Genomic DNA, 12,048 nt, shown 5'->3' with positions numbered 1-12,048 from the left:
CATGAGCCGAGTGGATGGCAGGATCGATGCGGATCCGACGATGAGGTGGAACGGCTGGGGCGATCCCTCCCGAGCGAAGGGCTTGCCGCTGGCGGTCCGGACATTGCTGCCGTTGCTCCTCGGGCGCATCCGTCGACCCGAGCCGCCGGTCGCGCTGGACGCGGTGCAGCTGGCCCCGTCTGCTCTGACCGCGGACGACCTCGCGGCCTTCCGCGCAGCGGTCGGCCCGCAGCACGTCGACGACTCCGCCGAGTCGCGCATCCGCCACGCCGGCGGCCGCTCGACGCCCGATCTCCTGCGCCGACGACAGGTCGAGCAGGCGGCGCCGGACGCCGTCGTGCGTCCGAGCACCCACGACGAGGTCCGGGCGTGCCTGGACGTCGCGGTCGACCGCGGCATCGCGCTGATCCCGTTCGGGGGTGGGACCAGCGTCGTGGGTGCGCTGGACCCCGAGCGGGGCGGCCACCGTGCGGTCGTGAGCCTCGACCTGCGACGCCTCGACGGACTGCTCAGCCTCGATGAGATCAGCGGCGAAGCGGTGCTGGCCGCCGGCACGAGCGGGCCGGAGGCGGAGGCGCTGCTCGCCGCGCACGGTCTCGAACTCGGGCACTTCCCGCAGAGCTTCCGCTATGCCACGATCGGCGGATTCGCGGCGGCGCGGTCCTCGGGTCAGAACTCGGCAGGCAACGGCCGCTTCGACGCGATGGTGACCGGAATCCGGGTCGCGACGCCGACCGGCGACATCGAGGTGGGACGCGCACCGGGTTCGGCGGCCGGCCCCGACCTGGTCAGGATCTTCTTGGGCTCGGAGGGGATCTTCGGCATCATCACCGAGGTGCGGGTGCGGGTGCATCCGATCCCGCGCGGCCGGGTGTTCGAATCCTGGACCTTCCCGGACTTCTCCGCCGGGGTCGAGGGCCTGCGTCGGGTGGCGCAGCACGGCGACGGTCCGACCGTCATCCGACTCTCCGACGAAGCGGAGACCGCGGTGAGTCTGGCGCAGATCGGTCGGATCGGGAAAGCTCTCGCAAAGGGGGCGAGCGTGGTGACCGTGTACGAGGGGGAGCGGATCGCCGAGCGGCGGGCGCGTGTGAGCGCCCACCTCGCGTCAGCGGGAGGATCGTCGGCCGGGGAGGGGGCCGCTGAGGACTGGCTCGAAGGCCGCTTCGACGGGCCGTACCTGCGGGACTCGCTGCTCGACGCAGGGGTCTTCTGCGAGACGCTGGAGACGGCGACGACCTGGTCGAATCTGCCCGCTCTGCGGTCGGCCGTGGCGGATGCGCTGACCCGGGGCTTCGCGGAGGCCGGCGCGAAGTCGTACGTCATGTGCCACGTCTCCCACGTCTATCCGACCGGCGCCTCGCTGTACTTCACCGTGCTCGCCGGCATCCGCTCCGATCCGCTCACCGTCTGGGGAGCGGTGAAGGCGCGGGCGAACGACGCGATCCTGGCGGCCGGGGGGACGATCAGCCACCACCACGCGGTCGGCCGGGACCACGCGCCCTGGCTGGCCGAGGAGATCGGCGACACCGGAGTGCGGATCCTCGCCGCGATCAAGCGCGAACTCGACCCGGCCGGCATCCTCAACCCGGGTGCCGTGATCCCTCTCGAGCGGACGCGCTGAGATGGCGGAGCACATCGCGGTGCTCGCGAACCCGTTCGCCGGGAAGGGGCGGGGAGCCCGCTCGGCCGAGGTGGCCATCGGGCACCTCCGCGCGCGCGGCGCCGAGGTGCAGGTGTTCATCGGACGGTCGGCGGCGGACACCGCGCGACTCGCCGTCGCGGCCTTGGCGGACGGGCCACGGGCGCTCGTCGTGGTCGGCGGGGACGGAACCCTGGCCGGCATCCTCGACACGGTGTGCGAAGGCTCCGTCCCCGTGGTCCTCGTCGCCGCCGGCACCGGCAACGACCTCGCTCGCGCGCTGGGTCTGCCGCGCGGCGATTCCGCGGCGGCGGCGGAGCTGGCGGTCACCGGCGTACCTCGCTCGATCGACGTCGGCATGATCCGCACAGCGGACGGAACGCGCAGGTTCCTCACGGTCGCGGCTCTCGGATTCGATGCGAAGGTCAGCGATCGCACGAACCGGCTCCGATGGCCGCACGGCGCGCTGCGCTACTACCTCGCCCTGCTCGTCGAACTCGCACGCCTGCGTCCCATGGACTTCACCCTCGCGATCGATGGCGACGCTCCGGGCCGACAGCCGGGAACGCTGATCGCCGTGGGGAGCACGGCGAGCTACGGCGGCGGCATGCCGATCTGCGTGGGCGCCGTGCCCGACGACGGGCTGCTCGACATCGTGCATGTCGCCCCGCTGGGCCGCCTGCGTCTGCTGCGCCTGTTCCCGCTGCTGCTGCGCGGTACGCACCTGGTTCGGCGGGAGGTCACGCATCGGCGCGCGCGAAGTGTGACGGTCTCCGCCCCCGGGCTGGTCGTCTATGCCGATGGGGAGCGGATCGGCGAACACGAGTGCACCCTGTCGGTGCTTCCCGGGGCGCTCACCCTGATGGTCCCGGGAAGCGAAGCATGACTGATTTCGACGAGGACGTCGTGGTCGTCGGATCGGGTTTCGGCGGTTCCGTCGCCGCGCTGCGGCTCGCGGAGAAGGGCTACCGCGTGCAGGTGTACGAGGCCGGCCGTCGCTTCGAGGACGAGGACTTCGCGCGAACGAGTTGGAATCTCCGCCGCTACCTGTGGGCGCCGATGCTCGGGTGCTTCGGGGTGCAGCGGATCCATCGCCTGCCGCATGTGATGATCCTGGCGGGCGCGGGAGTCGGCGGCGGGTCGCTCAACTACGCCAACACGCTGTATCAGCCCGGCAGTGCGTTCTTCCAAGACCCGCAGTGGCGGGGTATCGCGGAGTGGGAGCCCGAACTGGCGCCGCACTACGCCACCGCCAAGAGGATGCTCGGTGTCGTGGAGCGCTATCCGCACACCGGGCCGGTGGAGCGGATCATGGCCGCTGCGGCGGACGACCTCGGCGTCGGCTCGACGTTCCGGCACGCACCGGTCGGAGTCTGGTTCGGCAAGCCGGGGGAGCGCACACCGGACCCGTTCTTCGGTGGTGACGGGCCCGATCGCACCGGGTGCACGCTGTGCGGCAACTGCATGGTCGGCTGCCGCGTCGGCGCGAAGAACACGCTGATGAAGAACTACCTCGCCCTCGCCGAACGTCGAGGCGTGGTCGTCTCTCCGCTGCGCACCGCGACCGAGGTGCGGGCGCTTGCGGACGGCGGCTTCGCCGTGACGACGCAGCGCAGCGGCGCCTGGTTCCGGCACGCGCGGAAGACCGTGACCGCGCGGCAGGTCGTGCTCGCCGCCGGCACCTGGGGAACTCAGCAACTGCTGCACCGGATGAAGGCGTCCGGCGCGCTGCCCCGGGTCTCCGACGCCGTCGGCCGCCTCACGCGCACGAACTCGGAGGCCCTCGACGGCGCAGTGGCCGTGTCCGTCCCGGAACCGCTGCAGCTCGCGCACGGCATCGCCATCACCACGTCGTTCCACGTCGACGACCGTACGCACGTCGAGAACGTCCGCTACGGGCCGGGGTCGAACCTGATGGGGGCGCTGGCGACGGTACTCGTCCCGGGCGATCGTCGGCTCGGTGCGCGACTGCGCAGCCTCGGGACCCAGATCCTCCGCTCCCCGGTGCGGCAGTTCCGTCTCGGGAACCTCCGCCGCTGGAGCGAGCGGGGGATCATCGCGCTGGTCATGCAGACCGCGGACAATTCGCTCACGCTCTCGCTGCGTCGCCGCTTCGGCCGGCTGGTGATGACGAGCGCGCAGGGACACGGGGAGCCGAACCCCAGCTATCTACCCCAGGCCCACACGGCGGCGGCGGCGATCGCGGCGCGGGTCGAGGCGGACGGCGGGGTGCCTGCCGCCGCACGCGGATCCTGGCCGGAGGTGTTCGGCATCCCTCTCACCGCGCACTTCCTCGGCGGTGCCGTGATCTCGGCGTCACCCTCGGACGGTGTCATCGACGCGTATCACCGCGTCTGGGGGCACCCCGGCCTGCACGTCGTCGACGGTGCGGCCGTGCCCGCCAATCCCGGTGTGAATCCGTCTCTCACGATCACGGCACTGGCGGAACGGGCGCTGTCGTACTGGCCTCATCGCGGCGAAGAGGACGAGCGCCCGGTTCAGCCGGCGAGCTGAGCCTCGGCGACAGGGCTCGCGACGCCTTCCCGTTCCAGCCGTGGGCGATGCGCAGCGCCCCACCGGAATCTTCGGAATCCGGTGGGGCGCTGAGCGTGATGGCGTCCGGGGATCAGCGGCTCTCGACGCCGCGGATCTGCGGAGTGTGGAAGGAGCCGCCGAAGGCCCGCTCCGATGCGCCCTCACGGTCGAGGTACGGCGAGGCGCCCCCGTCGATGAACGGCCATCCGGCGCCGAGGATCAGGCAGAGGTCGATGTCCTCGACCTCCGGGACGACGCCCTCGTCCAGCATGAGCTTGATCTCCTGCGCCAGGCCGTCCTGCACGCGCTGGAGGATCGTCGCGGCCGAGGCCGGAGTCTTTCCCACCGCCGGCTTCAGGACCTTCTCGGCCTGCTTGCTCCAGCCGACGACGCGTCCGCCCTTGTCCTTCTCCACGACCGTGTCGAGCTCCGCGAGCGCGTGGAAGTTCTCGTTGGCGTAGAACCGGTCGGGGAAGGCGCGCACCATCGTGTCCTGCACGTGGGCGGCCACCTTCCAGCCCACCAGGTCGATCAGCTGGAACGGACCCATCGGCAGGCCGAGCGGACCGAAGGCCTTCTCGACGTCCGCGATCGGCGTGCCCTCGTAGACCGCGCGGGCCGCTTCGCCCATGACCTTCGCGAGCAGGCGGTTCACGACGAAGCCGGGGGCGTCGGCGGTGAGCACCGCGTTCTTGCCCAGGTTCTTCGCCACCACGAATGCTGTGGAGAGCGCGGCGTCCGCCGTCGTCGGAGTCTTCACGATCTCGATCAGCGGCATGACCGCCACCGGGTTGAAGAAGTGGAAGCCGACCAGACGCTCGGGGTGTGCGAGCTTCGCACCGATCCCCTCGACCGACAGCGACGAGGTGTTGGTCGCGAGGATCGCGTCCTCGGCGATGATCTTCTCGATCTCGCCGAACACCTGCTGCTTGACGCCGACCTCTTCGAAGACCGCCTCGATCACGAAGTCGCAGTCCGCATAGAGGCTCTTGTCGGTCGTGCCGGTGACGAGACCGCGCAGCTTGTTCGCGGTGTCCGCGTCCACGCGGCCCTTGGCCTCGAGCTTCCCGATCTCCTCATGGATGTAGGCGACGCCCTTGTCGACGCGCGCCTGGTCCAGGTCGGTGATGAGCACGGGCACCTGGAGCTTGCGCACGAACAGCAGGGCGAACTGGCTCGCCATGAGACCGGCGCCGATGATGCCGACCTTGGTGACCTTCTTCGCGAGCTGCTTGTCGGGCGCGCCGACCGGACGCTTCGCGCGCTTCTGCACCAGGTCGAACGCGTACATCGACGCCGCGAACTGGTCCCCGGTCACGAGTTCCGCCAGCGCCTCGTCCTCACGGGCGAAGCCCTCCGCCTTGGTGCCGCTCTTCGCCTTGTCGAGCAGCTCGAGGGCTGCGTAGGGCGACTTCGGCATGGTGCCGATCTTCGATTCCAGCATGCCGCGCGCCATCTTGATCGCGATCGGCCACTTGGTCAGACGCTCGATCTTGCCCGGCTCGTTCTTCCGTTCGACCTTCTTGCCGCCGAGGACGGCGTCCGCCCACGACAGCGAGTTCTCGAGATAGTTCGCCGCCGGGAAGATCGCATCGAAGATACCGAGATCGAACGCCTGCTGCGGCTTCAGCATCCGGTTCTGCTTGAGCGGGTTCGAGATGACGACCTCGAGGGCGTTCTCGATGCCGATCAGGTTCGGCAGCAGGAAGGCGCCGCCCCAGCCGGGGATGATGCCGAGGAAGACCTCGGGCAGCGCCACCGCCGCAGCGGACGCGTCGACCGTGCGGTACGTGGAGTTCAGCGCGATCTCCAGTCCGCCGCCGAGAGCGAGACCGTTCACGAACGCGAAGGACGGCACGCCGAGCTCGCTCAGCTTGCCGAGCACCTTGTGACCGAGCTGGGCGATCAGGCGCGCGTTGTCCCGTGAGCCGACCTTGCTGATGTCGGACAGGTCGGCGCCGGCGGCCATGATGTACTGCTTGCCGGTGATGCCGACCGCCTGGATCTCGCCCGCCGCGGCTCGGGCCTTGAGACCGTCGAGGGTCTCACCCAGCTGGGTGAGCGTCGCGGGGCCGAGTGTGTTCGGGCGGGTGTGATCGCGACCGTTGTCGAGCGTGATCAGGGCGAGCACCTTGCCGGAGGCGAGACGGATGTCGCGCACCGGTGAGTGCGTGATGACCTCGCCCTCCGTGAGAGCCTGGATGGGGGAGAAGTCGATGTCGTCGTAGTTCGTCACAGGGGCGCTCACTTCTTCTTCTTGCCGTCGTAGTGCGGGTTCTCCCAGATGACCGAACCGCCCTGTCCGAGACCGACGCACATGGCGGTCAGGCCGTAACGGACGTCGGGACGCTCGGCGAACTGCGCCGCGAGCTGGATCATGAGCCGCACGCCAGACGCGGCGAGCGGGTGGCCGACCGCGATCGCCCCGCCCCACTGGTTGACGCGGGGGTCGTCGTCGGCGATGCCGAAGTGGTCGAGGAGCGAGATCACCTGGATGGCGAAGGCCTCGTTGAGCTCGAACAGGCCGATGTCGTCGATCGTGAGGCCGGCCTTCTTCAGCGCCTTCTCGGTCGACGGGATCGGGCCGATGCCCATGATCTCCGGCTGCACGCCGGCGAACGCGAACGAGACCATCCGCATCTTCGGGGCGAGGCCGAGCTCCTTGACCGCACCGCCACCGGCCAGCAGCGACATCGTCGCGCCGTCGGTCAGCGGCGATGAGGTGCCTGCGGTGACGCGACCGTGCGGGCGGAACGGCGTCTTGAGAGCGGCCAGGTCCTCCATCGTCGTCTGCGGACGACGCCCTTCGTCCTCGGTGGCCAGGCCCCAGGCGCCGTCGGCGCCCTTGATGGCCACGGGCACGAGGTCGGGCTGGATCTTGCCGGCGTCGTATGCCGCCTGCACCTTGTGCTGGCTCAGCATGCCGAAACGGTCGGAGCGCTCCTTCGTCAGGTGCGGGAAGCGATCGAAGATGCGCTCGGCGGTCACCCCCATGTTGAGGGCGCCGGGGTCGACCATCTTCTCGGCGACGAAACGGGGGTTCGGGTCGGCGTTCCCGCCGATCGGGTGGCGGCCCATGTGTTCGACGCCGCCGGCGAGTGCCAGATCGTACATGCCGACGCCGATCGAGGCGCCCATGGTCGTGACGCTGGTCATCGCACCGGCGCACATGCGCTCCACCGCGAGTCCCGGCACGGTCTGCGGGAGTCCGGCGAGGATCGCCACCGAACGGCCGAGGGTCAGTCCCTGGTCGCCGGTCTGGCTGGTCGCGGCGATGGCGACATCGTCGATGCGGTCAGCCGGGACGGCGGTGTTGCGCTCCATCAGGCCGATGGTCGCCTTCACGGCGAGGTCATCCGCGCGGGTGTTCCAGTACATGCCTTTTTCGCCGGCGCGCCCGAAGGGGGTGCGTACTCCATCGACGAAGAAGACGTCCGAGATCTCGGCCACTCTGCCTCCAAGTTAGTGCGTGACCTCAGTCTAGGAAGCCGCGGAAACGGGGAGGAATCGGTTGGATCCAACCTACGAAACGGGTGCGGACGTGGTGTCCGGCGCTTGCGCCGCCTCTACAAAGGCCGCCGCGATCTTCTGTGCGGTCTGTTCAATCTGCCACGGCCGTGCGCCGAGCGCTGTCAGCGCGTCGGCGATCTCCTCGGCCGTCTCACCCGGCAGATCCCAGGCGATGCGGCGCAGGTACTCGGGCGTGAGCAGATTCTCCGTCGGCATACCCAGCTCTTCCGCGACGGCCTCCACCACGGGCCGTGCGGCCTTCAGCCGGGCATCGGCCTCCGGATTGCGGTCCGCCCAGGCGCGCGGCGGGGGGAGGGTGTCGCTCGGGACGCGTTCGCGAGGCAGGTTCTCCGCCGCGCGGCCATCGACGATGGCCTGCCACCAGCGGTCGAGCTGCGTGCGGCTCGCGCGCCCCTGGAACTCCTTGACGCCGGCCAGTGCCTGCTTGGATGTCGGGTTGGCCATGACCGCCGCGACGAGCGAGCGGTCGGGCACGAGCCGGCCGGGGGACACGTCCTGCTGCTGCGCATACATCTCCCGCGCCTCCCACAGCGCGCGGGCGACCGCGAGGTTACGGGCTCCGCGCACCTGGTGCAGTCCGCTCAGCCGACGCCAGGGGTCCTCCCTGGGCGGCTTCGGGGCGCGCGCGAGTGTGGCGGCGAACTCCTGTGCGGCGAACTCGGTCTTGTCCTGTTCGACGAGCTCGGCGACGAGGGCGTCGCGGACGTCGATGAGGTGCAGCACGTCGAGCGCGGCGTACTCGAGCCAGGAGTCGGGCAGCGGACGCGTCGACCAGTCCGCGGCGGAGTGCTCCTTCTTGAGCGTGATGCCCAGGGTGTCCTCGACGACCGCGGCCAGGCCCACCCGATCGTGCCCGAGCAGCCGGGAGGCGAGCTCGGTGTCGAAGATCTCGTTCGGCTCGAGGTGCAGTTCGCGCAGCGAGGGCAGATCCTGGCTCGCGGCGTGCAGAACCCACTCCACATCGCCGATCGCCGCCTGCAGCGGGGCGAAGTCGCCGATCGCCGGCGGGTCGAAGAGGAAGACCCCGGCGTCGCGCCGGAACACCTGCACGAGGTAAGCCCGCTGCGAATAGCGGAAACCGGACGCGCGCTCGACGTCCACGGCGACGGGCCCTGTGCCGGCGGCGAGCACGGCGCAGGCAGCGCGGAACTCCTCGGCATCCGAGATCACGGAGTATTCAGTCACGTACAGCCTTTCGCGCGCCGATCACGGCGATGCCCTCGGAGCCGGGCGGAAGTCCCGCCAGCATTCCGACCAGCTCGGCCCATGCTTCGACGTGCGGTCGGAACGGGCCCTCCGGTGTCCAGGACGCACGCAATTCTATCTGCGCTCCGTCGCCTTCGACGGCGAGACCACCGAATCCCTTCGACAGCGTCTTCGTCGAGGTCCCCGAAGCGGAGTGGTAGACCGCGTCACGGGAGTCGAGCGCGTCCACGAGCCAGGACCAGGTCACGTCGGCGAGGAGGGGATCCGTCCCGATCTCGGTCTCCAGCGGGGCCTGCGCGAACAGCACGATCCTCCACGCGCCGCCCCACGCGCCCGGCTCGTCGGGGTCATGCAGGAGCACGAACCGGCCGGTGCCGTACGCGGACTCGCCGTCGCCGTCCGGCCGCACATCGGCGGCGAGCGCGATGGCGAAGGGCGCGAGGCCCTGCGGCGTGGCGATCTCGCGGACCGAGATGTCATCGCGGAACTCGGTCTCGCGCAGTTCGGCCACGGCGCTGTCGAAGAGCGTCCCGGCTTCGGGGTGTGCGGTCACGGCAACAGGCTAGAGTCAGGAAGCGATGAAGAGTCTCAGGCACGCCGTTACGCTCCTTGTCCCCGCCCTGCTCGCTCTCGGAACGGGGCTGGCGCTGCTCGTGCTCGCCGTCGCACGGCGCGTCGTCACGCCCATGCGTCGCGTCACCGACACCGAGATCCTCTCCGTCGACACCGGCGCGCAGACCATCGAGCTGGGGCGCACTCTCGACACGGAGCTCCCCGGCCGGTACGGACTCTTCACCACCGGCACCTACGGCTACGTCAAGCTGGGCGCGGTGCTGACCGCGGATGCCCACACCGTGCGACGCAAGCTGCTGACCCAGATCGAGCCGGGAGCGCGCGTCGACAGAGCCGCCTCGTTCAGCGGCTACTACTACTCGTCGCCGAGCGAGCTCCACCTGCGCTGGGAGAGCGTGCTGATCGGCTCGCCTGCGGGACCGTGCCCGGCCTGGTACTTCCCGGCTTCATCCACGACCTGGGTGATCCAGGTGCACGGCCGAGGGGCGACACGGGCGGAATGCCTGCGCGCGGTCCCCGTCCTGCACGCGGCCGGCCTGCCGAACCTCGTGGTCTCCTACCGCAACGACGGCGAAGCACCGCGGACCAGGGCGGGCGCCTACGCGCTGGGAGCCTCGGAATGGCGTGATGTGGACGCGGCGATCGCCTACGCCCTCCGCCACGGCGCGGAACGGGTACTCCTGATGGGGTGGTCGATGGGCGGCGCGATCTCCCTGCAGGCCGCCGTCAACTCCGGTCTCCGCGACCGCATCGCGGGGATCATCCTCGAATCGCCGGTCGTCGACTGGCGCACCGTGCTGCGGTTCCAGGCGCGGATGGTCGGCGTCAGGGCACCGCTGCCCGAGTTGGCGATGGGCGCTCTCCAGCGTCCGCTCACCGCGCGCCTCAGCGGGGCGGACGAACCGATCGCGTTCGACCGCCTGGACATGGTCGCCCGAGCGGACGAACTCGTCGCACCGATCCTCATCCTGCACAGCGACGACGACGGATTCGTGCCCGCCGACTCCTCCCATGCCCTGCAGGAGGCGCGCCCGGATCTCGTGACGATGCCGCGCTTCACGGTCGCGCGGCACACCAAGCTGTGGAACTACGACCAGACGGGGTGGACGTCCGCCATCACCGACTGGCTGGCGGCACAGGGGTTCAGCTCTTCTTCCTGACCTGGTTCTTCGCGCGCATGAGCATCCCCGTCATGCCGCCGATCCGCAGGGGCGATACCGCCTTGGTGAGCCCGATCGACTGCGGGTAGTCCTCCGGGATCGCGAGGACCTCGTCGACCGTGAGACCCGTGATGCCCTGCACCAGGATGCTCGCGAAGCCCCTCGTCGTCGGCGCCTCCGGAGGCGCGGTCGCGTGCATCGTGACGATGCCGTCGTCCACCTCGACATGGATGTACACGGGAGACTGACACTCGGCGACACGCTCGTACATCTCGGGATGGCTCGCGACGTCGTCGGACACCGGGGGCAGCTCATCCGAGAACTCGAGCAGCAGCAGGAGTCGATCGGCCTCCGGGGTCTCCAGGAAGCTGTCGCGGATCTCCGCCAGGGTCTCAGGAACGTCGCTCGTGCTCATCCCTGTCATTGTCACACGTCAGACGGAGCCGGGCTCTGTCCCCGTCACGATGGGCACGCGCACCGCGCTGCCCCACTCGGTCCAGGAGCCGTCGTAGTTGCGCACGTTCTCGAACCCCAGGAGGTGCTTGAGCACGAACCAGGTGTGGCTCGAGCGCTCACCGATCCGGCAGTACGCCACCACGTCGTCGCCGTCCCGGAGTCCGGCGCCGTCGCGGTAGATGGCATCGAGCTCGGCGCGGGTCTTGAAGCCGCCGTCCTCGGCGACGGCCTTCGCCCACGGCACGCTCTGCGCGGTGGGGATGTGTCCGGCGCGCAGCGTGCCCTCCTCGGGGTACGCAGGAGCGGTGGTGCGCTCTCCGCTGTACTCCTCGGGGGAGCGCACGTCGATCAGAGGGCTGCCGATGTGCGCGAGCACATCCTCCTTGTAGGCGCGGATGGCCGCATCGTCGCGTTCGACGACCGGGTACTCGGTCGCGGGTCGGTTCGCGGGTTCGCGGGTCAGCTCGCGGCCTTCGGCGATCCAGCGGTCGCGGCCGCCGTCCAGGAGACGGACGTCTTCGTGACCGAAGAGGGAGAAGACCCACAGCGCGTATGCGGCCCACCAGTTGTTCTTGTCGCCGTAGATCACCACGGTGTCGTCGCGGGCGATGCCCTTCCGGCTGAGCAGCGCGGCGAAGCCTTCGCCGTCGACGTAGTCGCGCACCACGGGGTCGTTGAGCTCGGTGTGCCAGTCCACCTTGACCGCGCCAGGGATGTGCCCGGTCTCGTACAGCAGCACGTCCTCGTCGGATTCCACGACCACCAGCCCCGGCGTGCCCAGTCGTTCGGCGAGCCACTCCGTCGTGACGAGCCGGCCGGGCTCGGCGTACTCGGCGAACTTCGGGGAGGAGGAATCGAACTCGACGGCCATGGGATCTCCAAGCATTGCGCGGGCGAAGGGGCGGGTGCGGACGGCGTAGTGTTGATCCGTCCCCTTCGACGATA

At 70.0% G+C, this 12,048-nt stretch carries 10 protein-coding genes; 4 read left to right on the top strand and 6 right to left on the bottom strand.

All coding sequences use genetic code 11. The features are described 5' to 3' along the window. Position 1: 1 nt before the first annotated feature. Genes CSX12_RS09280 through CSX12_RS09270 form a run of 3 tightly spaced genes read left to right on the top strand, consistent with a single transcriptional unit; the run spans position 2 to position 4,156 of the window. Entirely contained in the window at positions 2–1,624 is a 1,623-nt protein-coding gene (locus CSX12_RS09280; protein ID WP_241160423.1) for an FAD-binding oxidoreductase, read from the top strand. A 1-nt stretch (position 1,625) separates the two neighbouring features. Further along, on the top strand, positions 1,626–2,528 hold the full coding sequence (locus CSX12_RS09275) for a YegS/Rv2252/BmrU family lipid kinase (protein ID WP_124895592.1): 903 nt from the start codon (positions 1,626–1,628) through the stop codon (positions 2,526–2,528). Continuing rightward, the gene (locus CSX12_RS09270; RefSeq protein ID WP_124895591.1) at positions 2,525–4,156 is read left to right on the top strand and encodes a GMC family oxidoreductase; all 1,632 of its coding nucleotides are present in this window, start codon (positions 2,525–2,527) and stop codon (positions 4,154–4,156) included. The genes CSX12_RS09275 and CSX12_RS09270 overlap by 4 nt, the downstream gene beginning before the upstream one ends. A 112-nt stretch (positions 4,157–4,268) precedes the next feature. On the opposite strand, the gene CSX12_RS09265 is transcribed toward CSX12_RS09270, so the two are convergent. From CSX12_RS09265 to CSX12_RS09250, 4 genes are all read right to left on the bottom strand, one after another. After that, positions 4,269–6,413 (bottom strand): 3-hydroxyacyl-CoA dehydrogenase NAD-binding domain-containing protein, encoded by a 2,145-nt coding sequence (locus CSX12_RS09265; RefSeq protein ID WP_124896855.1) that lies wholly within the window; start codon positions 6,411–6,413, stop codon positions 4,269–4,271. Positions 6,414–6,421: 8 nt separating this feature from the next. Continuing rightward, entirely contained in the window at positions 6,422–7,627 is a 1,206-nt protein-coding gene (locus tag CSX12_RS09260) for a thiolase family protein (RefSeq protein ID WP_124895590.1), read from the bottom strand. Positions 7,628–7,699: 72 nt separating this feature from the next. Continuing rightward, positions 7,700–8,893, bottom strand: a complete 1,194-nt coding sequence (locus CSX12_RS09255) for a ribonuclease D (protein ID WP_124895589.1) — start codon at positions 8,891–8,893, stop codon at positions 7,700–7,702. Then, positions 8,886–9,467 (bottom strand): DUF3000 domain-containing protein, encoded by a 582-nt coding sequence (locus CSX12_RS09250; protein ID WP_017202189.1) that lies wholly within the window; start codon positions 9,465–9,467, stop codon positions 8,886–8,888. Before CSX12_RS09250 ends, CSX12_RS09255 begins: the two co-directional genes overlap by 8 nt. Before the next feature lie 25 nt (positions 9,468–9,492). Between CSX12_RS09250 and CSX12_RS09245 the strand changes: the two genes are divergently transcribed. Next, a complete protein-coding gene (locus CSX12_RS09245) occupies positions 9,493–10,647 on the top strand; it encodes an alpha/beta fold hydrolase (protein WP_017202188.1) in 1,155 nt (384 codons plus the stop codon). Here CSX12_RS09245 and CSX12_RS09240 read toward each other — a convergent pair. Beyond that, positions 10,631–11,062, bottom strand: a complete 432-nt coding sequence (locus CSX12_RS09240; protein ID WP_017202187.1) for a SufE family protein — start codon at positions 11,060–11,062, stop codon at positions 10,631–10,633. The two genes, CSX12_RS09245 and CSX12_RS09240, sit on opposite strands and share 17 nt — an antisense overlap. An 18-nt stretch (positions 11,063–11,080) precedes the next feature. Further along, entirely contained in the window at positions 11,081–11,974 is an 894-nt protein-coding gene (locus CSX12_RS09235) for a sulfurtransferase (RefSeq protein ID WP_017202186.1), read from the bottom strand. Between the last annotated feature and the right edge of the window lie 74 nt (positions 11,975–12,048).

The organism is Microbacterium sp. Y-01, from assembly GCF_003856715.1.
In the GTDB taxonomy this organism is placed as follows: domain Bacteria; phylum Actinomycetota; class Actinomycetes; order Actinomycetales; family Microbacteriaceae; genus Microbacterium; species Microbacterium algeriense.
The sequence above is the reverse complement of the archived record's forward strand: the minus strand, read 5'-3'. Positions and strand labels throughout refer to the sequence as shown.